This is a genomic window from Streptomyces sp. NBC_00285 (genome assembly GCF_036174265.1).
In the GTDB taxonomy this organism is placed as follows: domain Bacteria; phylum Actinomycetota; class Actinomycetes; order Streptomycetales; family Streptomycetaceae; genus Streptomyces.
The window spans coordinates 7171943-7198489 of sequence record NZ_CP108055.1; the positions used below are offsets into that span (position 1 = coordinate 7171943).

The 26547-nt window shown below is 70.4% G+C and carries 31 protein-coding genes; 16 read left to right on the top strand and 15 right to left on the bottom strand.

What is annotated here, in order from left to right:
- Window positions 1-2: 2 nt before the first annotated feature.
- Together OHT57_RS33295 and OHT57_RS33300 are read right to left on the bottom strand one after the other, a co-directional pair.
- Window positions 3-416, bottom strand: coding sequence for an anti-sigma regulatory factor (locus OHT57_RS33295; protein WP_019058277.1), 414 nt, complete (start codon window positions 414-416; stop codon window positions 3-5).
- Between the two features lie 260 nt (window positions 417-676).
- A complete protein-coding gene (locus OHT57_RS33300) occupies window positions 677-937 on the bottom strand; it encodes a UBP-type zinc finger domain-containing protein (protein WP_328750423.1) in 261 nt (86 codons plus the stop codon).
- A gap of 86 nt (window positions 938-1023) precedes the next feature.
- Between OHT57_RS33300 and OHT57_RS33305 the strand changes: the two genes are divergently transcribed.
- The gene (locus OHT57_RS33305) at window positions 1024-2622 is read left to right on the top strand and encodes a Na+/H+ antiporter (RefSeq protein ID WP_328750424.1); all 1599 of its coding nucleotides are present in this window, start codon (window positions 1024-1026) and stop codon (window positions 2620-2622) included.
- Window positions 2623-2647: 25 nt separating this feature from the next.
- Here the strand turns inward: OHT57_RS33305 and OHT57_RS33310 are convergent, their stop codons facing one another.
- Both OHT57_RS33310 and OHT57_RS33315 read right to left on the bottom strand, forming a co-directional pair.
- Entirely contained in the window at window positions 2648-3541 is an 894-nt protein-coding gene (locus OHT57_RS33310) for a 1-aminocyclopropane-1-carboxylate deaminase/D-cysteine desulfhydrase (RefSeq protein ID WP_328750425.1), read from the bottom strand.
- A 22-nt stretch (window positions 3542-3563) separates the two neighbouring features.
- A complete protein-coding gene (locus OHT57_RS33315) occupies window positions 3564-4154 on the bottom strand; it encodes an N-acetylmuramoyl-L-alanine amidase (protein ID WP_328750426.1) in 591 nt (196 codons plus the stop codon).
- A gap of 312 nt (window positions 4155-4466) precedes the next feature.
- Between OHT57_RS33315 and OHT57_RS33320 the strand changes: the two genes are divergently transcribed.
- From OHT57_RS33320 to OHT57_RS33340, 5 genes are all read left to right on the top strand, one after another.
- Window positions 4467-5873 (top strand): family 2B encapsulin nanocompartment shell protein, encoded by a 1407-nt coding sequence (locus OHT57_RS33320; RefSeq protein ID WP_328750427.1) that lies wholly within the window; start codon window positions 4467-4469, stop codon window positions 5871-5873.
- 140 nt (window positions 5874-6013) lie between these two features.
- Entirely contained in the window at window positions 6014-7171 is a 1158-nt protein-coding gene (locus OHT57_RS33325) for a family 2 encapsulin nanocompartment cargo protein polyprenyl transferase (RefSeq protein ID WP_328750428.1), read from the top strand.
- Between the two features lie 168 nt (window positions 7172-7339).
- Window positions 7340-7945 (top strand): GNAT family N-acetyltransferase, encoded by a 606-nt coding sequence (locus OHT57_RS33330; protein ID WP_328750429.1) that lies wholly within the window; start codon window positions 7340-7342, stop codon window positions 7943-7945.
- 254 nt (window positions 7946-8199) lie between these two features.
- Window positions 8200-8532 carry a DUF952 domain-containing protein gene (locus tag OHT57_RS33335; protein ID WP_328750430.1) on the top strand — a complete coding sequence of 111 codons (333 nt, stop codon included), beginning with the start codon at window positions 8200-8202 and terminating at the stop codon, window positions 8530-8532.
- Window positions 8529-8759 carry a hypothetical protein gene (locus OHT57_RS33340; RefSeq protein ID WP_328750431.1) on the top strand — a complete coding sequence of 77 codons (231 nt, stop codon included), beginning with the start codon at window positions 8529-8531 and terminating at the stop codon, window positions 8757-8759. The genes OHT57_RS33335 and OHT57_RS33340 overlap by 4 nt, the downstream gene beginning before the upstream one ends.
- Here the strand turns inward: OHT57_RS33340 and OHT57_RS33345 are convergent.
- From OHT57_RS33345 to OHT57_RS33355, 3 genes are read right to left on the bottom strand one after another with little or no spacing between them, the layout of a single operon-like run.
- Complete coding sequence (locus OHT57_RS33345) at window positions 8746-9486, bottom strand: VOC family protein (protein ID WP_328750432.1); 741 nt, start codon at window positions 9484-9486, stop codon at window positions 8746-8748. The genes OHT57_RS33340 and OHT57_RS33345 overlap by 14 nt on opposite strands.
- Window positions 9487-9529: 43 nt before the next feature.
- Window positions 9530-9946 carry a VOC family protein gene (locus tag OHT57_RS33350; RefSeq protein WP_328750433.1) on the bottom strand — a complete coding sequence of 139 codons (417 nt, stop codon included), beginning with the start codon at window positions 9944-9946 and terminating at the stop codon, window positions 9530-9532.
- A gap of 9 nt (window positions 9947-9955) precedes the next feature.
- Window positions 9956-10351, bottom strand: a complete 396-nt coding sequence (locus tag OHT57_RS33355; protein WP_328750434.1) for a helix-turn-helix transcriptional regulator — start codon at window positions 10349-10351, stop codon at window positions 9956-9958.
- Between the two features lie 103 nt (window positions 10352-10454).
- Between OHT57_RS33355 and OHT57_RS33360 the strand changes: the two genes are divergently transcribed.
- The 3 genes from OHT57_RS33360 (at window position 10455) to ppk2 (ending at window position 12855) form a co-directional block, all read left to right on the top strand.
- Entirely contained in the window at window positions 10455-11609 is a 1155-nt protein-coding gene (locus OHT57_RS33360) for an inorganic phosphate transporter (RefSeq protein WP_328750435.1), read from the top strand.
- Between the two features lie 21 nt (window positions 11610-11630).
- Entirely contained in the window at window positions 11631-11864 is a 234-nt protein-coding gene (locus OHT57_RS33365; protein WP_328750436.1) for a hypothetical protein, read from the top strand.
- Window positions 11865-11982: 118 nt separating this feature from the next.
- The gene (gene ppk2, locus OHT57_RS33370) at window positions 11983-12855 is read left to right on the top strand and encodes a polyphosphate kinase 2 (RefSeq protein WP_328750437.1); all 873 of its coding nucleotides are present in this window, start codon (window positions 11983-11985) and stop codon (window positions 12853-12855) included.
- A 155-nt stretch (window positions 12856-13010) separates the two neighbouring features.
- Here ppk2 and sodN read toward each other — a convergent pair whose 3' ends face one another.
- Window positions 13011-13406 carry a superoxide dismutase, Ni gene (gene sodN, locus OHT57_RS33375; protein WP_005480378.1) on the bottom strand — a complete coding sequence of 132 codons (396 nt, stop codon included), beginning with the start codon at window positions 13404-13406 and terminating at the stop codon, window positions 13011-13013.
- A 145-nt stretch (window positions 13407-13551) separates the two neighbouring features.
- Here sodN and sodX point away from each other — a divergent pair, with 145 nt between their 5' ends.
- Entirely contained in the window at window positions 13552-13989 is a 438-nt protein-coding gene (gene sodX, locus OHT57_RS33380; protein WP_328753401.1) for a nickel-type superoxide dismutase maturation protease, read from the top strand.
- Here the strand turns inward: sodX and OHT57_RS33385 are convergent.
- Window positions 13893-14522, bottom strand: a complete 630-nt coding sequence (locus tag OHT57_RS33385; protein WP_328750438.1) for a CGNR zinc finger domain-containing protein — start codon at window positions 14520-14522, stop codon at window positions 13893-13895. The genes sodX and OHT57_RS33385 overlap by 97 nt on opposite strands.
- Before the next feature lie 98 nt (window positions 14523-14620).
- Here OHT57_RS33385 and OHT57_RS33390 point away from each other — a divergent pair, with 98 nt between their 5' ends.
- Complete coding sequence (locus tag OHT57_RS33390; RefSeq protein ID WP_328750439.1) at window positions 14621-15379, top strand: class I SAM-dependent methyltransferase; 759 nt, start codon at window positions 14621-14623, stop codon at window positions 15377-15379.
- Between the two features lie 58 nt (window positions 15380-15437).
- Here the strand turns inward: OHT57_RS33390 and OHT57_RS33395 are convergent, their stop codons facing one another.
- From OHT57_RS33395 to OHT57_RS33405, 3 genes are read right to left on the bottom strand one after another with little or no spacing between them, the layout of a single operon-like run.
- Complete coding sequence (locus OHT57_RS33395) at window positions 15438-16199, bottom strand: amino acid ABC transporter ATP-binding protein (protein WP_328750440.1); 762 nt, start codon at window positions 16197-16199, stop codon at window positions 15438-15440.
- Window positions 16196-17134, bottom strand: coding sequence for an amino acid ABC transporter permease (locus OHT57_RS33400; RefSeq protein ID WP_328750441.1), 939 nt, complete (start codon window positions 17132-17134; stop codon window positions 16196-16198). The genes OHT57_RS33395 and OHT57_RS33400 overlap by 4 nt, the downstream gene beginning before the upstream one ends.
- 29 nt (window positions 17135-17163) lie before the next feature.
- Window positions 17164-18114 (bottom strand): ABC transporter substrate-binding protein, encoded by a 951-nt coding sequence (locus OHT57_RS33405; protein ID WP_328750442.1) that lies wholly within the window; start codon window positions 18112-18114, stop codon window positions 17164-17166.
- A gap of 691 nt (window positions 18115-18805) precedes the next feature.
- On the opposite strand from OHT57_RS33405, the gene OHT57_RS33410 reads away from it, so the two are divergent.
- The 4 genes from OHT57_RS33410 to OHT57_RS33425 all read left to right on the top strand — a co-directional run bounded on the left by OHT57_RS33410 (window position 18806) and on the right by OHT57_RS33425 (window position 22233).
- Window positions 18806-20029 carry an NAD(P)-dependent malic enzyme gene (locus OHT57_RS33410; protein ID WP_328750443.1) on the top strand — a complete coding sequence of 408 codons (1224 nt, stop codon included), beginning with the start codon at window positions 18806-18808 and terminating at the stop codon, window positions 20027-20029.
- Window positions 20030-20397: 368 nt separating this feature from the next.
- A complete protein-coding gene (locus OHT57_RS33415; RefSeq protein WP_328750444.1) occupies window positions 20398-21363 on the top strand; it encodes a zinc-binding dehydrogenase in 966 nt (321 codons plus the stop codon).
- A 97-nt stretch (window positions 21364-21460) separates the two neighbouring features.
- Window positions 21461-21670 (top strand): helix-turn-helix domain-containing protein, encoded by a 210-nt coding sequence (locus OHT57_RS33420; protein ID WP_007384656.1) that lies wholly within the window; start codon window positions 21461-21463, stop codon window positions 21668-21670.
- Window positions 21670-22233, top strand: coding sequence for a Clp protease N-terminal domain-containing protein (locus OHT57_RS33425; protein ID WP_328750445.1), 564 nt, complete (start codon window positions 21670-21672; stop codon window positions 22231-22233). The genes OHT57_RS33420 and OHT57_RS33425 overlap by 1 nt, the downstream gene beginning before the upstream one ends.
- Before the next feature lie 136 nt (window positions 22234-22369).
- Here the strand turns inward: OHT57_RS33425 and OHT57_RS33430 are convergent, their stop codons facing one another.
- Together OHT57_RS33430 and OHT57_RS33435 are read right to left on the bottom strand one after the other, a co-directional pair.
- Window positions 22370-23443: a PadR family transcriptional regulator gene (locus tag OHT57_RS33430; protein ID WP_328750446.1), complete on the bottom strand. Its 1074-nt coding sequence runs from the start codon at window positions 23441-23443 to the stop codon at window positions 22370-22372.
- Between the two features lies 1 nt (window position 23444).
- Entirely contained in the window at window positions 23445-24560 is a 1116-nt protein-coding gene (locus OHT57_RS33435; RefSeq protein ID WP_328750447.1) for a DUF4097 family beta strand repeat-containing protein, read from the bottom strand.
- Between the two features lie 146 nt (window positions 24561-24706).
- Between OHT57_RS33435 and OHT57_RS33440 the strand changes: the two genes are divergently transcribed.
- Window positions 24707-25534: a hypothetical protein gene (locus OHT57_RS33440; RefSeq protein ID WP_328750448.1), complete on the top strand. Its 828-nt coding sequence runs from the start codon at window positions 24707-24709 to the stop codon at window positions 25532-25534.
- Between the two features lie 558 nt (window positions 25535-26092).
- On the opposite strand, the gene OHT57_RS33445 is transcribed toward OHT57_RS33440, so the two are convergent.
- Window positions 26093-26272, bottom strand: a complete 180-nt coding sequence (locus OHT57_RS33445; RefSeq protein WP_328750449.1) for a DUF6104 family protein — start codon at window positions 26270-26272, stop codon at window positions 26093-26095.
- Between the last annotated feature and the right edge of the window lie 275 nt (window positions 26273-26547).

Here is a 26547-nt window from a genome sequence, read left to right on the forward strand (position 1 = left end):
CCTCACGCCGGCCCGGGGCCGGCGCCGCGCTGTTTGTAGAGGCTGATCGAAACGGTCTTGTCCTCGTCCACGGCCGAAGAGACCTTGCCCGCCAGGGCCGAGAGGACGGTCCAGGCGAAGGTGTCCCGCGCGGGCGCGTGGCCGTCCGTGGTCGGGGCCGAGACGGTGACCTCCAGCGAGTCGTCGACTAGTCGGAAGACGCAACTGAGCACCGAGCCCGGCACGGCCTGCTGAAGCAGGATCGCGCAGGCCTCGTCGACGGCGATGCGCAGGTCCTCGATCTCGTCGAGGGTGAAGTCCAAACGGGCCGCGAGGCCGGCCGTGGCCGTCCGCAGCACCGACAGGTAGGCACCCGCGGCCGGCAGCCGGACTTCGACGAAGTCCTGGGTCGCGGGCTCGCCTGCGATCTGGGACACCCTCACCTCCAAGGTGGTACAAGCTTTTCGGGGGCCGAGGGTCGCCCCCCGGAGTAACGCGATGTGTGGTTCAGCGGTGACGCTACCGCGCTCTCGACTTTCCTGTCCCCGGGACCCCAACCCCTTGCCGTCACTCACAGTAAAACTGTGGACACGCTCCGTGTCTAGGGGTTTGCGGCTCCAATTGGGAAGAACGCGCGCCGGGTTGACGTACCCAGACGTCAGACGGTCGAACCGTCCTGGAACCCGGCGGTCCAGGGTCACACAAGGACGTGGTCCACGAAGCACCAACGCCAGTTCTCACCCGGTTCGTGGGTCCGCATGATCGGGTGGTCGGTGTTCTTGTGGTGCTTCGTCGCGTGCTGGCCCGGCGAGGAGTCGCAGCAGCCGACGTGACCGCAGGACAGACACAGGCGCAGCTGTACCGGGTGGGTGCCGTCCCTCAGGCACTCCGGACACGTCTCGTTGTGAGGTTCGGGTTCCGGGTGCGGCAGCGCGTCGGCATGCAGGCACTGTTTCATGATTGCCAGGTTACGACGGTCACGCGGGCAGCCGCGCGCAAAATCGAGGGCGGGCGCAGGACGATGAGTGAGGGCGGGCGAGGGCCATGGACGTGATGCCACTGCTGTTGCTGGTGGCGGGGAGCGCGGTGGTCGCCGCGGCCGCCCGGCGGACCCCGGTGCCGGCGCCGCTGCTGCTGGTCGCGGCAGGGCTCGTGATCTCGTACCTGCCAGGGGTCCCGGAGTACACGCTCGACCCGGACGTGGTGCTGCCGATCATCCTGCCGCCGCTGCTGCACTCCGCGGCCACCGACAGCTCCTATCTCGACCTTCGGGCGCAGATGCGGCCCGTTGCGCTGCTGTCGGTGGGATACGTGCTCTTCGCGACCCTCGTCGTCGGCTGGGCGGCGTACCGGATCGTGCCGGGTCTCTCGCTGACCGGGGCGCTCGTACTGGGCGCGGTGGTGGCGCCGCCGGACGCGGTCGCGGCCACGGCGGTGGCCCGCCGGGTGGGTCTGCCCTCCAAGATCACCACCATTCTCCAGGGCGAGTCCCTGGTGAACGACGCGACCGCGATCACCGCCTACCGGGTCGCGCTCGCGGCCGCGGTCGGTGAGGGCGCCACCTGGGCGGGCGGTATCGGCGAGTTCCTGCTCGCGGCGGTCGGCGGGGTCGCGGTCGGCCTGGTGCTGATGGTGCCGATCCACTGGCTGCGCACGCACCTCAGGGAGCCGTTGCTGCAGAACACGCTCTCCCTGCTGATCCCGTTCGTCGCCTACGCGGTGGCCGAACAGTTCCACGCGTCCGGAGTGCTCGCGGTGGTCGTGGTGGCGCTCTTCCTCGGACACCGCGCGTGGGAGGTCGACTTCGCGACGCGCCTCCAGGAGGACGCCGTCTGGAAGATGGTCGCCTTCGTCCTGGAGTCGGCCGTGTTCGCCCTCATCGGACTGCAACTTCCCGTCGTGCTGAGGGGCCTCGGGGAGTACGAGGGCGGTCCGGCCGCGTGGTACGCGGTCGCCGTCTTCCTCGTGGTGGTCGTGTCGAGGTTCGCCTGGGTCTATCCGGCCACCTTCCTGCCGCGCCTGCTGTCCGCGCGGATCCGCGCGCGTGAGGACAACCCCACCTGGAAGGGGCCGTTCGTCATCGCCTGGGCCGGAATGCGGGGCGTGGTCTCGCTGGCGATCGCCTTCTCGATCCCCGAGCACCTGGACGGCGGCGAGCCCTTCCCGGGCCGCAACCTCGTCCTGTTCCTCACCTTCACCACGGTCATCGGCACTCTCGTCGTCCAGGGCGTCACCCTGCCTCCGCTGATCCGCATGCTGAAGCTCCCCGGCCGTGACGCCCAGGCCGAGACCCTCGCCGAGGCCAACGCCCAGGCGCAGGCTTCCCGGGCCGCCGAACGCCACCTGGACGAACTCCTCGCCGACGAGAGCAACGCCCTTCCACCGCCCCTCGCCGACCGTCTTCGCTCGGTCCTGGACCGCCGCCGCAACGCCGTCTGGGAGCGCCTCGGCCAGGTCAACCCGCTGACGGGTGAGACGGTCGACGACACCTACCGCCGGCTGTCCGGGGAGATGATCGGCGCCGAACGCGCGGTCTTCGTGAAACTCCGGGACGGGCGGTACATCGACGACGAGATGCTGCGGACGCTGCTGCGCAGGCTGGACCTGGAGGAGGCGGCGGCCTATCGGGAGGCGGAGCAGTGAAACCGGAAGCAGAGCGGGCGGCCCCTCAGGGGAAGGGTCGGCCCGTGACGACGGCCGCGAGTGTCGTCCCGCGCGCGAAGGCGCCCTGCTCGGCGAGCGCGACAAGTCCGTAGAGCAACTTGGCGACATAGAGACGCTCCACGGCCAGACCGTGGCGGTTCTCGAAGTCCTCGGCGAAGGCGTCGAGTTCGGGGGTGGTGCGGGCGTAGCCGCCGAAGTGGAAGCGGTCGTCGAGCGTCCAGTCGCCGCGCGGGCCGCCGAAGGCATGCTGCTGCAGCGCGCGGATGTCGGCCGTCAGGAAGCCGCCTTTGAGGACCGGCACACCCAGTGCCCGCTGGTCAGGGGGAAGGCCCGCGGCCAGACCCGCGAGGGTGCCGCCGGTACCGCAGGCGATCGCCACGACGTCGGCCTGCCCGGACAGCTCCTCGCCGAGCGCGCGGCACCCTCGTACGGCGAGCGCGTTGCTGCCTCCCTCGGGGACGACGTATGCGTCCTCGGCGCCCGCCGCGCGCAGCACGCGCGCGAGGGTGTCTGCTTCGGCCTTGCGGCGATACGTCGACCTGTCGACGAAGTGCAGCCGCATGCCGTCGGCCCTGCATCGGGCCAGTGAGGGGTTGAGCGGAAGGTCGGCCAGTTCCTGACCCCGGACCACGCCGACCGTGGGCAGGCCGAGGAGGCGTCCGGCGGCCGCCGTGGCGCGGAGGTGGTTGGAGTAGGCCCCGCCGAACGTGACGATGCCCCGACCGGCCGCGGCGGTGAGGTTCGGTGTGAGTTTGCGCCACTTGTTGCCGACGAGGTCCGGGTGGATCAGGTCGTCGCGCTTGAGGAGAAGACGCAGGCCATGGCGGGCGAAACGGGGGTCCGACAACTCCTGGAGAGGGGACGGCAGGCGGGGGTGCAGGGTGTCGGGGCCGGTCACGTCCCCATTGTGACCTGCGGGGTCATGTCAGGCGCTCCCGGATACGCCCCCGCAGCCAGGCCATCGTGAAGCCGCGCGGGTCCACCTTTCCGGGCTGCCACTCCAGATGGCCGATGACCGACCGTTCCGTCCAGCCGTGGTGGCGGCACACCGCCGCGGAGACCTTCTCGATCGCCGCCAGCTGGGCCGCGGGCCAGGGGTCCTCGCCGTCGCCCAGGTTCTCGCACTCGAAGCCGTAGAAGTGGCGGTTGCCGTCGGTGTTCGCCTCGTTGTCGCTCGGGAGCGCCCGCTCCGCGATCACCGCACGCAGGACGTCGTCGTCGCCGAGACCGGCGTGGTTGGCGCGGCCGTAGCCGACGAGGTGGACGGTGCCGTCCTTGGTGATGACGCCGTGGCACAGGGGGCCGGGCAGGCCGCTGTAGCCCTTGCGGCACAGCTCGACCGTCGCCGCGCTGCCCTTGGTCACCGTGTGGTGGATCATCACGCCGTGCACGGGCCCCCAGGCCCCGACCTGGTTGCGGTTGTGGTGCTCCCAGTCGCCGACCTCGACGACGGTGGCGCCCTCCGCCCGCAGAACGGCCAGAAATCTGCCCGCGGACATGGGTGAGGCCATGGCCGCCTCCTTCGCACTGCGCGCCGCCCGCCGTACGCGGTCGGCTCGTAACGTGCCTGTACCGAAAACGGAGGACTCCACTCCTGGTTGGTACGGCGTGCGACTCGATTCGGACAGTCGAATTCCGTTCATGGAAATGGACTTGGCCGGACGCGATGCGACAGGAATTGCTCATGTGCCCAGCCCCGCGGTGATCCATTCCCCCTCTTTCGGGTAATAGCACCGAAACGTTCCGTGAGGAAGGCTTGCCCGTGCACACGATGCTTGGGCGCAGATCGCGCTCAGGCATGTATTTCGGGAGGGCAATTCCTTATGTCGGTAGGCGAAGAGATCCGCACCGAGCAGGACCGGCCGCAGCAGAGCCTCGGCACGGCAGCCGCGCGGAACCTGGCCACCACGACCAAGTCCGCACCCCAGATGCAGGAGATCAGCTCCCGCTGGCTGCTGCGCATGCTGCCCTGGGTGAACGTGCAGGGCGGCACGTACCGGGTGAACCGACGTCTGAGCTATGCGGTGGGCGACGGCCGGGTGACGTTCGTGAAGACCGGCGACCGGGTCGAGGTGATTCCCGACGAACTGCGCGAGCTGCCGGCGCTCAGGTCGTACGAGGAGGACGAGGTGCTGTCCGAACTCGCCCAGCGCTGCCAGCAGCGGGAGTTCGCCCCGGGGGAGGTGATCGCCTCGTTCGGCGGCCGTGCCGAGGAGGTGTACCTGCTGGCGCACGGCAGGGTGGAGCAGATCGGCATCGGCCCCTACGGCGACGACTCGGTCCTCGGCGTCCTCGCCGACGGCGCCTACTTCGGCGACCAGGCGCTCCTCGACCCGGACGCCATCTGGGAGTACACCGCCCGCGCGGCGACCGCCTGCACGCTCCTCGTGCTGCCCCGCCAGGACGTCGACCAGGTCGCGGAGCGCGCCGACGCCCTGCGTGAGCACCTCCAGGAACAGCGGGCGATCCCCTCGCACAGCACCAACAAGTACGGCGAGAAGGAGATCGACCTCGCGTCCGGCCACGACGGTGAGCCCGACATCCCGCACACCTTCGTCGACTACGACGCGCGGCCCCGCGAGTACGAACTGAGCATCGCCCAGACCGTCCTGCGCATCCACACGCGCGTGGCCGACCTCTACAACCAGCCGATGAACCAGACGGAACAGCAGATCCGGCTGACCGTCGAGGCCCTCAAGGAGCGCCAGGAGCACGAGCTCGTCAACAACCGCGAGTTCGGGCTGCTGCACAACTGCGAGTACGACCAGCGACTGCAGCCGCACGATGGTGTGCCCAGCCCCGACGACCTCGACGAGCTGCTCAGCCGCCGCCGGGGCACCAAGCTGCTGCTGGCCCATCCGCGCGCCATCTCCGCGATCGGCCGTGAGCTCAACAAGCGCGGTCTGGTCCCCGAGACCCTGGAAGTGGGCGGCAACCGCATCCCCACCTGGCGCGGGGTGCCGATCTACCCGTGCAACAAGATCCCGGTCAGCGCGGAGCGCACCACTTCGATCATCGCCCTGCGTACGGGCGAGGCCGACCAGGGCGTCATCGGCCTTCAGCAGGCCGGCATCCCGGACGAGATCGAGCCGAGCCTGTCGGTGCGGTTCATGGGCATCAACGAGCAGTCGATCATCAAGTACCTCGTGACGGCCTACTACTCCGCGGCCGTGCTGGTGCCGGACGCGCTCGGGGTGTTGGAGAACGTCGAGATCGGCCGCTGGAGGTGACGTTTCTGCACCTGGGAGCCGTGTCCCCGCCCACCAGGGCGGGTACACCCCGGTCGGACACCGGGGCGCAGCCGCCCCGGTGGCGCACACCCACCCACAGTGGAAGCGCCACCGTCCGCGGAGTGACCGAGGGGGATCCCATGGCCGAGTTCACGACGCAGACGTCGGCCGCCGGGAGGGCCGGGGAGCAGACGCCGGTCGGCGAGACAGGCGTGCTCGAAGGACCAGGGGCAGGCCCGCCGACCGCGCCCGGCGCGCACGGGACACCTTCCGTCGACGGTCACGAGGCCGGGGTGATTCTGGAGCGGGCCCGGGCGCAGGTCGACCCCGAGCTGCGCTCCGCCCTGGAGTCGCTGCCCGGCTCCCTGCGCAGGATCGCGCTCTACCACTTCGGCTGGGAGCACGCCGACGGCACCCCGGCGGCGGGCAACGCGGGCAAGGCGGTACGGCCCGCGCTCGTCCTGACCGCGGCCGCCGCCCTGGGCGGGGACCCGGCGCGGTCGGCCGCCGTACGGGCGGCCGTGGCGGTTGAACTGGTCCACAACTTCACGCTGTTGCACGACGACGTGATGGACCGGGACACCACCCGCAGGCACCGGCCCACCGCGTGGACCGTGTTCGGGGACGCCGACGCGATCCTCGCAGGGGACGCCCTCCAGGCGCTGGCCCTCCGGCTGCTGGCCGAGGACCCGCACCCCGCGTCCAGGGCCGCGGCCGCCAGGCTCGCGACCTGTGTCGTCGAGCTGTGCGAGGGCCAGCACCAGGACACCGCCATGGAACGGCTCGACCCCGGCGAGGTCACCCTCGACCAGGTGCTCGTCATGGCCGAGGCCAAGACGGGGGCGCTGCTGGGGTGCGCCTGTGCGATCGGCGCGCTGTACGCGGGAGCGTCCGCCGAGGATGTCGAGGCGATGGACGCGTTCGGCCGGGAGGCCGGGCTCGCCTTTCAGCTCATCGACGACGTGATCGGCATATGGGGCGACCCGAGCCGCACCGGCAAGCCGGCCGGAGCGGATCTCGCCGCCCGCAAGAAGTCCCTCCCGGTGGTCGCCGCGCTCGCCTCCGGCACGCCCGCGGCCGCCGACCTGGCCGCGCTGTACGCGGCGCCGTACGACGAGGGGGATCTGGCGCGTACGGCCCTGGCCGTCGAGGAGGCCGGGGGACGGGACTGGGCGCAGGCACAGGCCGCCGACCGGATGGCCCGGGCGATCGGACAGCTGGCCCGGGCGGTGTCGCAACCCGAGGCGGCGGGCGGGCTGTTGTCCCTCGCCGAGTTCGTGACGCGGCGCAGCGTCTGAGGGCCCCGGAGCGCCCGGTGCCGTGGGGTTCCTGACCCCGCACGGCCCTCCGGGGCTCCGGCCGACGGGTCCCGCACATCCCCACGGTGTGCGGGGCCCGTTTCCGTGTCTTCACCGGATAGGCTCAACGACCTTGCAACCAGAGGCTGTTGAGACATAGGGGCGGGCATGGGTGTGGTGATACGGACGGCGGACAGAGCCGATCGCGAGCAGGTCGCGGGGCTGCTGGACGCGGCCTTCCAGGACGATCCGGTCAGTGGGTGGATCTTTCCGGAGGAGGAGTACCGCCGCACGACCCATCCCCGGCTCATGGCCGCGTTCGTCGACGCCGTGCTGGCAGAGGGACGTGTCGACGTCACCGAGGACGGGGCCGCCTGCGCGTTGTGGCTGCCGGTGCCGGCGGAAGGGGGCGACGAGGACGGCGACACCGAGGAGTTCGCGCAGCTGCGCGAGGCTCTCGATCCGGACAACGAGCGGATCGAACTGATCGGGCGGCTCACCGCCGAGGTGCATCCCACGGGCCGGGCCCACGAGTATCTGTGGATGATCGGCGTGGACCCTGCCCGGCAGGGGGAGGGCCTGGGGACCGCGCTCATCGGTTCGGTGCTCGACCGGTGCGACCGGGAGGGGGTGCCGGCGTATCTGGAGGCGAGCAGCGAGCGGAGTCGGGAGCTGTACGAGCGGCTCGGGTTCGAGCCGGTGGAGCAGCCGCTGGAGCTGCCGGACGGCCCCCGGATGTGGCCGATGTGGCGCGAACCCGGACAGCGGCGGTAGGGCACGCTCGGCGCGTGCGGGGGCGATCGGTACGGCGTCGAGCCCCTGACCAGGTCACAGGCACGATCGTCCCCACGACCCGTCCCACCCGACCGTCCGGAACGCCGACCTCGGTCCGGTCTCGCCTGTGGGTGGGACCGTGGTGGGGCGCCGCTGAGGACGCCGGGGTGCGGCCGGATGGCCAGTGCGCCGGACGGTGACCGGACCCGCCTCTCGACGCGACCGCGGTGCGGCGAAGGCCTTAACGTGACGGCATGTCCACAACGAACCCCATCGTGCACCTCACCGAGCGCTCCCTCTGGGAGGAGGCCCGGGCCCGGGGCACGTACGAGATGTCGACGCGCGGCCGCACCCTCCAGGAGCAGGGCTTCATCCACTGCTCGACGCGTGAACAGGTGCCTGCCGTCGCCGCCTTCGTCTACGGCTCCTACGCCGGGCCCGACGAACTCGTGCTCCTCGTCATCGACCCCGCACGGCTGGACGTACCGCTGAAGTACGAGGCCCCCGAGCCCGGCGCCGAGGAGTTCCCGCACATCTACGGACCGCTGCCGGTGGACGCGGTCGTCGACGTGGAACCGTGGGGGTGAGCGACCGCCGCCGCTCATGGCGCCGGGCGCTGGTGGTGTGGGCGGCTCTCGTGGTCGTCGCGGGCGGGCTCACGATCTGGCTGCGGGACTCGGAGGAGCCGTCGGGGCCGTACGTGTGGGAGCGGGCGAGTCCGACGCCCTCGCTCCCGGAGGGGTGGGAGACGGCGTGCTCCCGCTCCACCCCCGACGACAAGGGCCGGACCCTGTGCTTCTTCAGGAGCCGCTAGGCAGGCCGCCGGTCTCCGGGTCCCGGCGCGTCAGGCAGTACAGGCCGCCGGCCGGGTCGCGCAGCACCGTCCAGTTGCGGTGACGGGCGACGAACTCGGCACCCAGGCGCTCGTGTTCGGCGCGGGTCGACTCGATGTCCGCGCAGGCGAGGTCCAGATGGGCGGCGACGGGGCGTTCGTCGCCGAGGCGCTGGAGGAGGATGCGGATCGGGAGGCCGGGCGGGGGCTTGAGCACGTGGAACTCGGGCAGCGAACCGGCCACCGAGTCCCAGTCCGGCAACAGGGCGGACCAGAAGGCGACTTCGGCGCTGTGGAGCGACGGCGGGACATCGAGGCAGACCTGGTCGAGGCGGCTGCCGTGGATCACCGGCGGCCGGGTCGACTGCCCGCGCCAGGGCTCGGTGCAGAACAACTGGCCCGCGGGGGAGCGCAGTACGACCAGCGTCCCCTGATCGGCGACCACCCGTGCGCCGAGCGCCTCGGCAGACCTCGCGAACTCCCGTACGTCGTCGACGGGAAAGTCGAGATGGGCGCCGCCCGGGCCGGAGGCGACCGCCTGGAGCTTGACGCAGGAGTCGGCATCCTCGGGCAGCAGGGTCACGAACTCCCGCCGCCCGCCCCGGAATTCGGACAGCCGCGTACCCGTCACGGTCGTCCAGAAGTCGCAGGCCTGCGCGAAGCGCGCGACGGGCCGGTCCACGAAGGCATACGTCCAGCGGGTGCTCATACCGGTGATCGTAGGTCGGTGGTCCGCCGCCGCCACGGGGTTTTCAGCTGTCGGACCGTTCCATGAAGCGGAGCATGTTGCCCGCCGGGTCCCGGAACGCGCAGTCCCGCACGCCGTACGGCATGTCCATCGGTTCCTGGATCACCTCGGCGCCGGACTCCCGGACCCGGGCGAACAGGGCGTCACAGTCGGTGGTGGTGAAGTTGACCCCGCGCAGCAGACCCTTGGCCAGCAGCCGGGCCATGGCCTCCTTGTCGGCGGGGGAGGCGTCCGGGTCGGCGGCGGGCGGTTCCAGGACGATGTCCATGTCCGGCTGGAGCGGCGAGCCGACCGTCACCCAGCGCATTCCCTCGTACCCGACGTCGTTGCGCACCTCCATGCCCAGCACGTCCCGGTAGAACGCGATCGCCTTGTCGTGGTCGTCCACCGCGATGAAGCAGTTCTTGAGCTTGATGTCCATGGGTCCACGCTAGGCCCGTCGGGGCCGGGTGTGCCTGCGGACCACGCACGGGGGGATCCCCGCGATCTCCTCGTGGCGGCGGGCGCGGTAGGAACTCGGGGTCTCTCCCACCAGCTCGGTGAAGCGGGCGCTGAAGGAGCCGAGGGAGGTGCAGCCCACGGCCATGCAGACCTCGGTGACCGACAGGTCGCCCCGGCGCAGCAGGGCCTTGGCGCGCTCGATGCGCCGGGTCATCAGATAGCCGTACGGCGTCTCGCCGAACGCCGTGCGGAAGCTGCGCTGGAAGTGCCCCGGTGACATCAGCGCGGTGCGGGCGAGCGCGGTGACGTCGAGCGGCTCGGTGTACTCGCGGTCCATCCGGTCGCGCGACTGCCGCAGCCGCACCAGGTCCTCGATGCTCACCATCACGCCAGGATCGCACGATGCTCACGAGCTGGGTGCACGGACCTGGAACGGGCTTTGCCTCACGTTCGCCTGCCGTACGGAAGCGCTTGTTCCCATGAGAGGCATGGACCACATCACGTTCCTCGTGGCGGTCGTCATCGTCACGGCCCTGGCCTTCGACTTCACCAACGGATTCCACGACACGGCCAACGCCATGGCCACGTCCATCGCGACCGGCGCACTGAAACCGCGGACCGCGGTCCTGGTGAGCGGTGCCCTCAACATCGTGGGCGCCTTCCTGTCCACCGAGGTCGCCAAGACGATCTCCGGCGGCATCGTGGACGACACCCTGGTCTCACCGGGGATGATCTTCGCCGGGCTGGTCGGCGCGATCCTGTGGAACCTGCTGACCTGGCTGGTCGGCCTGCCGTCCAGCTCGTCGCACGCGCTCTTCGGCGGACTCATCGGCGCGGTGTGGGTCGGGGCCGGCTCCCACGGCGTGCACTTCGACAAGGTGGTCGAGAAGATCCTGATCCCGGCCGTGGCCTCCCCGGTCGTGGCGGGAGTGGCGGCGCTGATCGCCACCTACCTCGCCTACAAGCTCACCGCCCGCGGCCGCAAGGACTCCGTGACCAAGGGCTTCCGGCTCGGCCAGATCGCCTCCGCGTCCCTGGTCTCCCTCGCGCACGGCACCAACGACGCCCAGAAGACCATGGGCGTCATCACGCTGACCCTGATCTCGGCGGGCGCCCTCGGCCATGACGCCGGTCCGCCGGTCTGGGTCATCGCCTCGGCGGGTCTCGCGATCGGCCTCGGCACCTACCTCGGCGGCTGGCGGATCATCCGCACCATGGGCAAGGGGCTCACGGAGATCCAGTCCCCGCAGGGCTTCGCCGCCGAGACCGCGTCCACGACCGTCATCCTGACCTCCGCCCACCTCGGCTTCGCCCTGTCCACCACCCAGGTCGCCTCGGGCAGCATCCTCGGCGCGGGCCTCGGGCGCAGGCTGGCGGAGGTCCGCTGGGGCATCGCGGGCAAGATGGTGCTCGCCTGGCTGATCACGCTGCCCGCCGCCGCGCTCGTCGGCGGCATCTCCGCGAGCGCCGTCAAGCACGGCGGCAACTTCGGCACCGTCGTGGTCGCCCTGATCGGCGCGGCCGTCGCCGCGGGCATCGTCCTGGCCTCCCGCCGCAACCCGGTGAGCGCGCACAACGTCAACGACGCCCACGAGGTCACCATCCGCACCGAGCCGCCGACCCGCGTCGGCACGGCCGCCTGAGCCCTCCCAGGAGTTCCTGTCATGAGCATCGACTGGACCGCACTCGGCCAGGTCACCACGGTGAGCATCGGCGTCACCGTCGCCGTGGTCGTCGTCTTCGCCCTCGGCGTCCTCGGCCTCGCCCGTTTCGAGGGCGCGCGCGAGGATGGTGAGGGCACCTCCGCCGTCGGCGTCGCGCAGGCGGGCCTGTGCTTTCTCGCCTGCGCCGCGGTGGTGGTGTACGGCATTTATCTGATCGTGCCGCAGTTCCACTGACGGGTAGCCGTAGGGACCGGTTGGCCTCCCGGCCGGCCCACCGACCCACGCACTGGCCGAGCCAGTGAGCCAGTGAGCCACTGAGCCGTTGATCCACCGAGATGAGAGGGGAGCAAGGGTGACGCCCCTGCTGACCGACCTGAAGGTCGACTACACCGATCCCGACGACCCCGTGCTCATCCGCCCGGACGGGAGCCCGATCGACACCTGGCGGGAGAACTACCCGTACGCGCAGCGCATGGAGCGCAAGGAGTACGACTGGCACAAGCGGCTCCAGCAGATCGAGCTGCTGAAGCTGCAGAGCTGGATCAAGGAGACCGGGCGCCGGCTCGTCATCGTCTTCGAGGGACGGGACGCGGCCGGCAAGGGCGGCACCATCAAGCGCTTCACGGAGCACCTGAACCCCCGTGGCGCGCGCGTGGTGGCGCTGGAGAGGCCGACCGAGCGCGAGCGCGGGCAGTGGTACTTCCAGCGGTACGTCGAACACCTGCCGACCGCGGGCGAGATCGTGCTGTTCGACCGGTCCTGGTACAACCGGGCCGGTGTGGAGCGGGTCATGGACTTCTGCACGGACGACGAGTACCGGCGCTTCATGCGGCAGGCCCCGCTGTTCGAGCGGATGCTCGTCGACGACGGCGTGGACCTGCTGAAGTTCTGGTTCTCGGTCTCCCAGGGCGAGCAGCGCACCCGTTTCACCATCCGCCAGATCGACCCCGTACGGCAGTGGAAGCTCAGCCCCATGGACCTCGCGTCCCTGGACCGCTGGGACGACTACACCGCCGCGAAGGTCGCCATGTTCCGCGAGACGGACACCGACTTCGCTCCCTGGACGGTGGTCAAGAGCAACGACAAGAAGCGCGCCCGCGTGGAGGCCATGCGCAGCGTGCTGGCCCGCTTCGACTACTCCGACAAGGACGAGGAGGTCGTCGGCACCCCGGACCCGCGGGTCGTGGGCGCGGCGGCGGGGCTGCTGGAGGCGGGCGAGGACTAGGGCCCTCGGCGGGACCGGTCGTGACAGGGCTCGAACGTGAGCTGATCCGGGACGGCGAAGGGGCCCGGCCGGTATGGAACCGGCCGGGCCCCTTCGGGTTCCCGTCGACCTGCGATGGTGCACCGATCGCGGGTCGGTGGAGGCTGACGCGGAGGTCAGGCCTTCTTGGTCTCCCAGAAGATCTTGTCGATCTGGGCGATGTAGTCCAGAGCCTTCTGACCGGTGGCCGGGTCCGTCGAGGCCTTGGCGGCCGAGAGGGCCTTGAGGGCGTCGTTGACCAGCTGGTGCAGCTCCGGGTACTTCTCGAAGTGCGGGGGCTTGAAGTAGTCGCTCCAGAGCACGGAAACGTGGTGCTTCGCGAGCTCGGCGCGCTGCTCCTTGATGACCGTGGCGCGAGCCTGGAAGTGCGGGTCGTCGTTGGCGGCCATCTTGTCCTGCACGGCCTTCACCGACTCCGCCTCGATGCGGGCCTGGGCCGGGTCGTACACACCGCAGGGCAGGTCGCAGTGTGCGCTGACCTTGACCTTGGGGGCAAACAGGCGGGAAAGCATGGAGCGTTCCTTCCTCGTGATCGTCTTCTCAGGTGCGACATTACTCCCTGGGAGTGGCTAAATCGCGGGTGCCCCCATGGGCTTAGGACAAAAGTCCGGGGTCAGACTGGGACTGGTGGATGAACGGACCGGGGAGGTGCCGGGGATGCCGGAGCTGTCGCAGGAGACCGAGCGGGGGCGGTCCTTGCTGTCCTTCGTGGGGGTGGCCGAGGTGACCGGGCCGTCGATGGTGCCCACGCTCCGGCACGGGGACCAGCTCGTCGTGCACTGGGGCGCCAGGATCGGCGCCGGAGACATCGTGATCCTGCGGCATCCCTTCCAGCAGGACCTGCTCGTCGTCAAACGGGCGGTGGAGCGTCGCGAGGGCGGCTGGTGGGTGCTCGGGGACAACACGTTCGCGGGCGGCGACAGCACGGACTACGGCGTCGTACCGGAGGATCTCGTGCTCGGGAAGGCCCGGCTGCGGTACCGGCCGCTCCGGGCCGGTCAGCGCTCGCCGCTGTCCGCGGTGCGCTGGGCGCTGTCCGCTGTCCGGCCCGTCTTCCCCGACCGCTCGGCCTCCAGGCGCTTGCGGGCCCGGTAGGCGGCCACGTTGGCGCGGGTGGCGCAGCGGTCGGAGCAGTAGCGCCGGGAGCGGTTGGTGGAGGTGTCGAGGTAGGCGTTGCGGCAGGGGGCCGCCTCGCACAGGCCCAGCCGGTCCACGCCGTACTCGGTGAGGTGGAAGGCCAGACCCATCGCGGCGATGGCCGCGTAACCGGCGGTGGCGTTGGACGGGTGGTCCGCCAGGTGCATGTGCCACAGTGGGCGGCCGTTGTCGTCGCGGAAGTCGTGCCCGGAGATCTGCGGGCTCACCGGGAACTCCAGCAGCAGGGAGTTCAGCAGGTCCACGGCGAGCGTCTCGTCGTCGCCGTCCGCCGCCTCGAAGACCGAGCGCAGCCGTGCCCGGACCGAACGGAACCGGGTGACGTCGGCGTCGGTGGCCCGGCGGGCCCCCGTGCCGTTGCCGCCGAACAGGTCGCGAACGGCCTCCACCGAGGTCAGGGAGTCCTTGCCCCGGGCCGGGTCCTCGCTGTTGACGAGACGGACGGCGTAATCCGAGTAATAGGCCAGTTCCACTTGTAGTCCTTACGGAGGCGTTCTATCGTCGTCGTGCGGTCGGGTAACAGCTGATCGTGCTTCCAGGGTATTACGACTGCGACTGGACAGGGGCTCCCATGACGGCCGAACTCACTACCGACTGGAAGGCCTGGCAGAAGAGCTGGGACCGGCAGCAAGAGGTGTACATGCCGGACCGCGAGGACCGGTTCCGGATCATGCTGGACATGGTCGAGGCACTCGTCGGGCCCCGGCCGCGCGTGCTCGACCTCGCCTGCGGCACGGGAAGTGTCACGGCCAGGTTGCTCGCCCGGTTCCCGGAGGCCACCAGCACCGGCGTCGACCTCGACCCCGCGCTCCTCGCGATCGCCGAGGGCACCTTCGCGGGCGACGCGCGGGTCTCCTTCGTGACCGCCGACCTCAAGGACCCGGACTGGCCCGCGAAACTGCCGTACGACGCCTACGACGCCGTCCTGACCGCCACGGCCCTGCACTGGCTGCACAGCGAACCCCTCGCGGCCCTCTACGGCCGGATCGCGGAACTCGTCCGCGACGGCGGTGTCTTCATGAACGCGGACCACATGATCGACGAAGCCACGCCCCGGATCAACGCGGCGGAACGTGCCCACCGCCACGCCCACATGGATCAGGCCACGCGGGACGGCGCCCTCGACTGGGCCGAATGGTGGCAGCTCGCCGCGGAGGACCCGGTCCTCGCCGCGCCGACGGCCAGGCGCTTCGAGATCTACGGCGAACACGCCGACGGGGACATGCCGTCCGCCGCGTGGCACGCACGCGTGCTGCGCGAGAAGGGCTTCGGGGAGGCCCGGCCGGTGTGGTGCTCACCCTCGGACACGCTGCTGCTCGCCCTCAAGTAGACGCCCACGCGAAAGGGGCGGTACGGGAATCCCGTACCGCCCCTTCGACGTCGTACCGCTACAGCACCTTCGACAGGAACGCCTGCGTGCGTTCGTGCTGGGGGTTGGCCAGGACCTCGCGGGGGTCGCCGGACTCGACGACCACGCCGCCGTCCATGAAGACCAGGCTGTCGCCGACCTCGCGGGCGAAGCCCATCTCGTGGGTGACGACGACCATCGTCATACCGGACTCGGCGAGGTCGCGCATGACGTCGAGGACATCACCGACCAGCTCCGGGTCGAGGGCCGAGGTCGGCTCGTCGAAGAGCATCAGCTTCGGGTCCATCGCCAGGGCCCGGGCGATCGCCACCCGCTGCTGCTGGCCGCCGGAGAGCTGCGCGGGGTAGGTGCCCGCCTTGTCGGCCAGGCCGACCTTCTCCAGCAGCTCCTGCGCACGCTCCCGGGCCTGGGTCCGGCTCGTGCCCTTGACCTGGACGGGCGCCTCCATGACGTTCTCGACGGCCGTCATGTGCGGGAACAGGTTGAACCGCTGGAACACCATGCCGATGTCACGGCGCTGGAGAGCGACCTCGCTGTCCTTCAGCTCGTGCAGCTTGTCGCCCTTCTGGCGGTAGCCGACCAGCTCGCCGTCGACGTACAGCCGCCCGGCGTTGATCTTCTCCAGGTGGTTGATGCAGCGCAGGAACGTCGACTTGCCGGAGCCCGACGGGCCGATGAGGCAGAAGACCTCACCCTGCTTCACTTCCAGGTCGATGCCCTTGAGGACCTCGACCAGACCGTAGGACTTGTGGACACCTTCGGCCTTCACCATGGCGGTCATGCCCCGCCCCTTTCACTGCTGAACGCCATCAGGTTGACCTTGATCCGCTGCCACGGCGTCGGCGGCAGGTTCCGCGACGAGCCGCGCGCGAAACGACGCTCCAGGTAGTACTGGAAGACGCTGAACACGCTGGTCATGACCAGGTACCAGATGGAGGCCACGAACAGCATCTCCATCACCGCGTAACTGGTCGAGCCGATCGTCGAGGTGGCGCGCAGCAGTTCGTTGTACGTCACCGCGTACACCAGTGACGAGGTCTTCAGCATGTTGATGAACTCGTTGCCCGTCGGCGGCACGATCACCCGCATCGCCTGCGGGATCACGATCCGGCGCAGCGTCTTGGCATGGCTCATGCCGAGCGCGTGCGAGGCCTCCGTCTGGCCCTCGTCCACGGCCAGCAGGCCGGCGCGGCAGATCTCCGCCATGTACGCCGCCTCGTTGAGGCCGAGGCCCAGCAGCGCGCACATGAACGGGGTCATGACGTCCGTCATCTCGTCCTTGTAGATCGGACCGAGATTGAGGAGCGGGAAGATCAGCGCCAGGTTGAACCAGAGCAGGAGCTGGACGTAGACCGGCGTCCCGCGGAAGAACCAGATGTAGGCCCAGGCCACCCAACTGGTCACCGGGTTCTTCGACTGCCGCATCACGGCGAGCACGATGCCCAGGACCACGCCCAGGATCATCGACAGGACGCTGATCAGCAGGGTGCGGCCGGCACCCGCGAGGACCGTGGAGTCGAACAGCTTGTCGCCGACCGCGCTCCACTGGATCTTCTCGGCGGTGGCGAACGCGTTGACCAGCAGCGCCACCAGCGCCAGCACGACGACGGCGCTGACGTACCGGCCGTAGTGGCGTACGGGAATGGCCTTGATCGCCTCGGGGGCGATGGGCGTCCCTGGCGTGTCCGCCGGTTCCTTGTCGATCTTGTCAGTCACAGTGACTGCCCTTCAGTGGTGCGGGTCCGTCACTTGCCGCCGTTGACGGCGGCCTTGTCGATGGCGCCGGTCTGGGCGCCCCACTTCGCCAGGATCTTCTTGTACGAGCCGTCCTCGATGATGGCGTTCACGGCTGCCTCCAGGGCGCTCGTGAGCTCCTTGTTCTCCTTGTTCACGGCGAGCCCGAAGGGACCTGCGTCGACCTGCTCGCCGACCACCTCGAAGGCGTTGCCGCCGTCGGCCTTGCGGGCGATGTCGACGGCGACCGGGTAGTCGTTGACGCCCGCGACGGCGCCGCCGGACTTCACCCGGGTCTGCGCCTCGGTGTCGTTGTCGAAGGACTCGATGGTCAGCTTCTTCTTACCGCCGTCGGTGCACTTCTTGGACTGGTCCTTCAGCATCTGCTCGTACGTCGTACCGGTCTGCACGGCGACCGTCTGGCCGCACAGGTCGTCGACCGAGCTGATCTTCTTCGGGTTGCCCTTCTGGACGTAGATGGCGGTGCCGGCCGTGAAGTAGTCGACGAAGTCGACACCCGGGCCGAGCTTCTTGCCCTTGTCGTCCAGGCCCTCCTGGCGTGCCTTGGTGTCCGTGATGGAGGACATGGCCACGTCGTACCGGCCGGAGTTCAGAGAGCTGATCAGGCCGTCGAACGAGCCGGAGGTGAACTTGAACTCCACGCCCAGCTGCTTGCCCAGCGCGGCCGCGATGTCGGGGTCGACACCGACGATCTTGCCGCCCTCCTGGTATTCCATGGGGGCGTACTCGGCGTTGGTGCCGACCTTGATGACGCCGGCCTTCTGGATCTTCGCGGGCAGCTTGCCGAACAGTGGCGCGCTGTTGGACGACTCATCGGAGCTGCCGCTGCCGGTCTGGTCACCGCACCCGGTGAGAATCAGGGCGCCTGCGACCGCGATCGCACCTACCGCTGCTGTCCTGGAGCGCGCGACGGTCGTACGACGGGTGGAGCTTGCGGTCATGGTGGGTTCCTCCGGCGGATGGATGGACTTGCCGATGGGCGGGACGGCTGCCGACGGGACCGGCGGCTGCCACGGAACTTCGGCTGTGCCTCAGGCGGTGAGGTGGCGCCTTGGTTCCGTAGGTCGACGAGAGCACACGCCTTCGAGTGTCGCGACCTCATGTGATTACGGCATCTTGCCATTCGGACTGGACCATTCTGGGCGACGGTCATGTCAAAATCGGATAACGGGTGACCCCCGAACCGCACCATGTCCGTACATCACGACCGGACCATCTGCGGGAATCTGGCATTCCGGCCGGAAGATCTTCGGCGCGATCCGTGGCGCGGGCGCATGGACCGAGGTCGGCGCGCGGTGACCTGAGCGCCCGCTCGGCGGTCGTCAAGGGCTCTCGACGGCCTGGCCGGATCGCGCCCCATGATTCATCTCACCGCGCTCCGATGATCGATGATCGATTTGCGCTGAGGCGTGTGACCTTGGACGTATTGGACTCGTCCTCGGCGCCGGTCGTCCGGTAAGAAGGTTCTTTACACCCCTCATCCGGGGCTCAGGGCGCGTGTGCGGCGCGCCCGTCGCGCAGCGGCTCGTACGTATCCGTAGGTGTCCACGACCAGGGCCGTGCGCGGTGCCCGCCCGTTCCTCACCAGGAGCGGTCACCCTCAAACCATGAAGACCTAAGGGGTAAGACAAAGTGGCAGCGGAGATCGTCAATCCTCGCAGCGACAGCGATACGGGCCAGGACGGCGGGGCGGAGCCCCTCGATACCTTCGACCCCGCGTTCGCGCTGCACCGCGGCGGCAAGATGGCCGTGCAGGCCACCGTGCCGATCCGCGACAGGGACGACCTGTCCCTCGCGTACACGCCCGGCGTGGCGAAGGTGTGCAGCGCCATCGCCGAGCAGCCGGACCTCGTCCACGACTACACGTGGAAGTCGTCGGTCGTCGCCGTCGTGACGGACGGTACGGCCGTGCTGGGACTCGGTGACATCGGGCCCGAGGCCTCCCTCCCGGTGATGGAGGGCAAGGCGATCCTGTTCAAGCAGTTCGGCGGCGTGGACGCGGTTCCGCTCGCCCTGGCCTGCACGGACGTCGACGAGATCATCGAGACCGTGGTGCGGCTCGCCCCGTCCTTCGGCGGCATCAACCTCGAGGACATCTCGGCCCCGCGCTGCTTCGAGATCGAGCGCCGGCTCCAGGAGCGGCTCGACATCCCCGTCTTCCACGACGACCAGCACGGCACCGCGGTCGTGACGCTCGCGGCCCTGCGGAACGCCGCGCGGCTGAGCGGGCGGGGCATCGGGGACCTGCGTGCGGTGATCTCCGGCGCGGGTGCGGCCGGGGTCGCCATCGCCAAGATGCTCGTCGAGGCGGGCATCGGGGACGTCGCCGTCGCCGACCGGCGCGGTGTCGTGTCCGGCGACCGGGACGACCTCACGTCCGTGAAGCGGGAGGTCGCCGGGTTCACCAACAAGGCCGGCCTGTCCGGGTCGCTGGAGGACGCACTGGCCGGCGCCGACGTCTTCATCGGCGTGTCCGGCGGTACGGTCCCGGAGGCGGCCGTCGCCTCCATGGCCGAGGGTGCCTTCGTGTTCGCGATGGCCAACCCGGATCCCGAGGTGCACCCGGATGTCGCGCGCAAGTACGCGGCCGTGGTGGCCACCGGGCGGTCCGACTTCCCGAACCAGATCAACAACGTGCTGGCGTTTCCGGGGATCTTCGCCGGGGCCCTTCAGGTGCGGGCCTCGCGGATCACGGAGGGCATGAAGATCGCGGCGGCGGAGGCGCTGGCTTCGGTGGTCGGTGACGATCTCGCCGCCGATTACGTGATTCCGTCGCCGTTCGACGAGCGGGTTGCTCCGGCGGTCACTGCGGCGGTTGCTGCGGCGGCTCGTGCGGAGGGTGTCGCTCGGCGCTGAGCATGATCGTTTCGCCGAGGTGGTCTCGTCCGGGGGTTCCGGGCGGGTGCCTCCGGCGGTTCGCGGGGTTCGGTTGTCGGGTGTCTGCGGGTTGGTGGGGGCGGGCGTTTTTCGCGCAGTTCCCCGCGCCCCTTTGCGCCTGCGGCGATCCGCTGCGGGTGCGGTGGGTGGGTCGGGGCCGGGGTGGGGGGTGGGTGGGTTACCCACTGTTGTTAGGGGCGCGCGGAACTGCGCGACCCGTCCCCACCAGGCTGCTGACGTACGGCAGCCTCACCCGGCACCCCTATGGGCGCCCTGATCCGCAACAGGGCGTGTGTCACAACGCGTTCCTGTTCCACGCGTTGGCCGCGGACCCTATCGTCAAGGTCATGTTCGCTGTCTACGCCGCCCGAATCGACCGCGACGACCCGCTCTCCGGACTGGAGTTGGGGGAGCGCCCGGCCCCCGAAGCCCGCCCCGGCTGGAGTGTCGTCGACGTCAAGGCCGCCTCCCTCAACCACCACGACCTGTGGTCCCTGCGCGGCGTGGGCCTCGCAGAGGACAAGCTGCCGATGATCCTCGGCTGTGACGCGGCCGGTGTCGACGAGGACGGCAACGAGGTCGTCCTGCACTCCGTCGTCGGGCAGAGCGGGCACGGGGTCGGCCCCAAGGAGCCCCGTTCCATCCTCACCGAGCGCTATCAGGGGACATTCGCCGAACAGGTGGCCGTGCCGACCTGGAACGTCCTCCCCAAGCCGAAGGAACTGTCGTTCGCGGAGGCCGCCTGCCTGCCGACGGCCTGGCTGACGGCGTACCGGATGCTCTTCACCAACGCGGGGGTCCGGCCCGGCGACTCCGTGCTCGTGCAGGGTGCCGGCGGCGGGGTCGCCACTGCCGCGATCGTGCTGGGGAAGGCCGCCGGATTGCGGGTCTTCGCCACCAGCAGAGACGAGGCCAGGCGCAAGCGCGCGGTGGAGCTGGGAGCCGTTGAGGCCGTCGAGTCGGGCGCGCGGCTGCCGCAGCGGGTCGACGCCGTCATCGAGACCGTGGGCGCGGCCACCTGGTCGCACTCCGTGAAGTCGCTCAGGCCGGGCGGCACGCTGGTCATCTCCGGTGCCACGAGCGGCGACCGCCCCTCGCACGCCGAACTGACCCGGATCTTCTTCCTGGAGCTCAAGGTCGTGGGGTCGACCATGGGCACCAAGGACGAGCTGGAGGATCTGCTGGCGTTCTGCGCCGCCACGGGGGTGCGTCCCGTCATCGACGAGGTGCTCCCGATGGACCGCGCCCGCGAGGGCTTCCAACGCGTCGAGTCGGGTGAGCAGTTCGGGAAGGTCGTGCTCACGAACAGCTGACGTCCTCTTCTCACCGACGGCCGGCCCGGGTACGGGCCGGCCGTCGGCTTTGTCAACTACGGTTGACGTGCGTGAGATGTCAACGTAAGTTGACGTCATGACCGAAGCAACGGATCTCGCCGAGCGCGCGGGCGATCGCGATCCCCGGGTCGGACTGCGTGCCGTCGCCGCACTGCGCAGGCTGCTGGAGCAACTGGAGTCGGTGCAGGTGCGCAGTGCGCGCAATCAGGGCTGGTCGTGGCAGGAGATCGCCGCGGAACTCGGAGTGAGCAGGCAGGCCGTGCACAAGAAGTACGGGAGGCATTGATGTTCGAGCGGTTCACGAAGGACGCCCGGGCGGTGGTCGTGGGCGCGGCCGGGCACGCCGAGGAGATGGGCGCGCAGGCCGTGGACGCAGAGCACCTGCTGCTCGCGCTGCTGGACCGGGAGGCCGGCCGGGCCTCGATCGCGTTGGCTGCCCTCGGCCTCACCGGACGCGGGGACGCGATCCGGGAGGCGCTGGGTGAGGCGCGACGCCGGGCAGGGCTGTCCCAGGCGGAGGCCGAGGCGCTGGCCGGGCTCGGGATCGACGTCTCCGAGATCGTCGCCCGGGTCGAGGAGGTGCACGGGGTCGGAGCGATGTCCGGCGACCGCAAGGACCGGGGGTGGTGGTCCGGGCGGCGTTCCTTCGGGAGGGGCGCCAAGGAGACCCTGGAGAAGGCTCTTCGCATCGCCGTGGCCCGGCGTGACCGCCATATCGGCGACGAGCACTTCCTGCTGGCCCTGACGGTCAGGCCGGGCGTGCCGGCGGAAGTCCTCGCCGACCACGGGGTGACGTACGAGTCGGTCGTCCGGGTCCTGTACGGCGGTGAAGCAGCACAGGCCGGCTGAGCAGGAGAGGGCCGCGACGGGGTTCGATGGCGACGCGCCCAAGGGTGATGAGGCCCCGTCCCGCCGCGAACCCCTTTGCGAACTTGGGCCGCCGGGCCGGGGGATCGGGGCCGGGTACTGCCGGATGCGGCGTGGCTCATGTCTTCGGGGCTCGTAGCAGTGCTCCTATGTGTGCCGCCGCCGCCGACAGGTGGCCGCGGGCATCACGGAGTTGACCCGCCGTGATGCCGTGGTCGCGGGCCGCGTCGCGGATGTCGTCGCGGAAGCGGTCGAGCAGGCGGTCCAGGTCGCGGGCCGGGTCTCCGGTCGGGTCCTCGTGGGCCCAGGACGGTTCGTACTCCGCGGGGAAGTCCTCCGGGGTGTGCGAGTACTCGGTGCCGGGTGCCGTCCCCTCGGCCTTCTCGGACCTCGCGCCGCCCCGGCCGAAGCCGAAGTCCTTCCCGAACTCCTTGCCGTAGTCCTTCCCGAACTCGCCGAACTCCTTGGCCAGTTCGGTCAGCCCCTCGCGCACCCCGGTCGGCCAGTCGCCGCGGGCGAAGTGGTCCTGCACCTGCTCCTGGACCCGCCGGGCGATGCGCTGCACCTCCTCCTGCGCCTGCTCCCGGGCCCGGTCCTGGGCCTCCTTGGCCTGCCGGCGGGCCCGCTGGGCCTCCTCGCGGGCACGGCGGCTCTCGTCCTTGGCGCGCCGGGCCTGCTCCTTCCACTCCTGCTTGACGCGGCGCATCTCCTCCTTGGCGGTGCGCCACGCCTCCTTGTCGCCGAACTCGGTGAAGTCCCCGAAGGGCCCCTCGTGTTCGCCGCCGGCCTTGGCGCCGCTGCCCTGGCGGGCCTCGGTGGCGGCGGCCCTCATCTCGCGCCGCAGATCGCCCGCCGCGCCGCGCACATCGGCCCGGATCTCGGCGGCGAGCTCGGCGACCGACTCACGGATCTCCAGCTCCAGGTCGGCCAGTTCACCACTGCGGTCGGCCAGTTCGGCGCGGCCCGCGTCGGTGATGGAGTACACCTTGCGGCCGCCCTCGGTGGTGTGGGTGACCAGTCCCTCGGCCTCCAGCTTGGACAGCCGCGGGTAGACGGTGCCCGCCGAGGGGGCGTACAGGCCCTGGAAGCGCTCCTCCAGGAGCCGGATCACCTCGTAGCCGTGGCGCGGGGCCTCGTCCAGCAGCTTCAGCAGGTAGAGACGGAGGCGGCCGTGGGCGAAGACGGGGGGCATGTCAGAGCACCTTCTTGTCGGTCGTGCCGTCGGCCGGGTCGCGGGTCAGGTCGCCGCGTGTCGGATCGTCCGTCGGATCGGGGCCGTCGGCCCGGCCGGAGACGTCATTTTCCCCCGAGGTGCTGTGTCCGCCGTCCGCCGGGTCGATGGTGTCGGCAGGCTCGGTGGAGGCAGTTTCACCAGCCGTACCTGTGCCTGTGCCTGCGCCTGTGTCCGCGGCCGAATCCTCAGCCCAATCGGCAGCCGTGTCAGATTCCTTGTCGGTGTCCTTCGCGAAGGGGTCCGTCCTGTCCCACGGCTCCTCCTCGTCCTCCCTGGGCGGGCGACGCAGCAGGGCGATGGAGCCGGAGACGGTGGTGGCGCGGAGTTTGCCGGTGCCGGCGCCGAGTCGGCCGGTGACCTTGTGGGCGCCCCACTGGCCGTGCACCCGCAGGCCCTCGAAGGCGTTGGAGATCGTGCCGCTCGCGGTGTTGGCCACCACCTCCGCGTCCGCGGGCTGGGGCAGCCGGATGGCGATCTCGCCGGAGACACTGGTCAGCCGCACATCGGTGGGGCCGTCCGGATCGAGGTCGACGATCATCGAGCCGCTGACGGAGTCGGCCCGCACGGAGGGGCCGGAACCTTCCACGACCGTGAGATCGCCCGAGACCGAGTTGAATCGCAGGTCGCCGGTGACGGCCTGGGCCTCCAGGTTCCCGGAGACGGTGTCGGCGCGGACGGGGCCGGAGAGGCCGACGAGTGTCGTGTCGCCGTTGACCCCCTTCACCACCGACGGTCCGCGCACGCCGGACACCACGGCCCCGGCGCTGACCACGCCCACCTCGACGCGGGTCTCGGCCGGCACGGCCAGAGAGACGACCGCGCTGCGCCGCCAGCCCTTGCGGTCGAGCCACTTGAGGAAGCCCTTCCAGGGCAGATCCTCGTAGGCCACCGTGAGGGTTCCGCCCTCCTGGGTGACGATCAGAGGTGGCCCCTCGATCTCGGAGACCTCCAGGCGCGCGGAACCTTCTTCCGTGCCCACCACGTTCACCGTTCCGTTCACGATGCGGACGTGGAGCTCTCGTACCGGCTCGTCGAAGGTGAGCTTCCTGGGCTCAGTGACGGACCACTCGGACATGCTGCAGACCTCCCCGTAGCAACGCGCCATATCGCGTCTCCTGCAATTCACGATATATCGTGGCTCTCGAAAGTCAAGACACTCGTCCTGGGGACCCCTGGTCCTTAAATGTGACTAAACGTCGGTAATCGCCCTAGCGTGTGACCATGCCCTCGGAAGCCACTTCCCGTACCGGTCGCGCCGGTCCCGCCCCCGGCGGCCTGCTGCTCTGCCGGGCCGAGCCGGACTCCGTCGGCCCCGCCGCCCGGTTGTTGCGCGAGCCCATGCTGCTCACGCGCGCGGGCGAGGGCTGGAGCGTCCTCGTACCGGAGGGCAAGCCCTGGCTGTCCGGCGAGGAGCCGGTCGACCGCGTCCTGACCGGCTGGGCCACCGCCCTGGCCGTCGGTGCCCCCTGGCCCGTACTCGCGCTGTGGTGGGACGCCGACCGCAGCGGTTACACCCTCGCGTCCGGCTTCCGCCGCCCCGTCGGCTACGTCTGGCTCGCCAACGGCACCCCGGCCGGCGAGGACGAGGCGATGCGCACCTTCGCGACCCGCCTGGCCCTCGACCCGGTCCTGGACGTCCAGTCCCTCGACCCCCTGACGAAACCCGACCCCGCGTCCGACGCCCGCGCCCGCCTGCGCGGCCTGCTGGCGGTCCTCACGCGCGTGGGCATGACGCTCCCCACCGGCCTCACCCCCGGCGAACCCGCCGACCGCCTCCGCGCGACCGCCCGCGTCCAGCCGGACGCCCGCCCGGTCGAGTGGGACTGCCGCCCGGAAACGGTCCCCGACGGCCTCAGCGCGCCAGCGGGACCCCGCCCGATTCCTTGGCTTCCCTGGCCGGGCCTGGCCCTCGCCCAGATGGCGGCAGGCCTCCCGCTGGCCGCCTGGGGCCTACGGCACCGCAGCACCGGCTGGCTCGCTGCGGGGACGCTCCTGCTGGCGCACGGGGTGCTGGGGGTGGCGTACGGCCTGACACACCCGCGGGACTGAGACGGGCCGCGCCCGCAGAGCGAGACCGAGGCGCGCGGGTGGGCCGGTGAGGCCCGGACGTATTCGCACGGGCTGATGGCGGTCGTGCCCCGGGCCAGGACAGACGTGCTGGTTGCGTGCGCGGACGCAGGCGCAGGCGCGGGAGTCGCCGTGGCCGTCGTCGAGCGGGGGCGGAACACGGTCCGCCGGTAGGGGTGGTCGTAGGGAGATGTGCCCGAGCCCTGGGCGGAGACCTTGGCCGGGGCGGCGCTCACGGTGACACTGGGAGCCGGCCTCGGCAGCGTTTCCGGGACAGGCGCCGACGGTCGAACCCAACCGGTCGGTAAAGGAGTTCGGATGCGTCTGCGCAAGCGTGCCCTGGCCGTCGTGTTCGTGGCCACCGCGGCCTTTACAGCCCTCGGGCCCCAGGCCATGGCCGCGCCCATGCCGTGGGAGACCAGCAGGACCCCCGCGGCCGTCACTCACAGCACCTCCGCCGCGGTCCGCGAGAGCGGCACGGTCACCGTGCTGTGCGGCCCGCCCTGCTACCAGTAGGCGGCCGCACGCCCGGGCGACTGGCTACTCGTCCTCGTCGTCGTCCAGCCGGGCCAGCCACGTCGCCAGTCGCTCCACCGGTACCTCGAAGTCCGGGTTGAGGTCGACGAACGTCCGCAGCTGCTCGGCGAGCCACTCGAACGTGACCGCTTCCTCGCCGCGCCGCTTCTCCAGTTCCTCGATGCCGCGGTCGGTGAAGTACATGGCGCTGCTCTCCTGCGTGCGTGATGGGGGGATCGGACGGGCTTCCACCAGCCTAGGGCCCTTCTGATGGATCTCCGCGGCGTCGCGACGCCCGGCACGCACCCTCGACGCACGGCGCGAAGGGCCAGGTGGCTCCGCCACATGACCCTTCACACCGCACGCCGAGCGCACGCACCGAACGCCGCTCCTTCTCCCACGGAGATCCATCAGAAGGGCCCTAGACGCGTGCGGCGGAGCCGGGTGGCACTGTGGGCCCGTTCCCCAGTCGCTCGGGA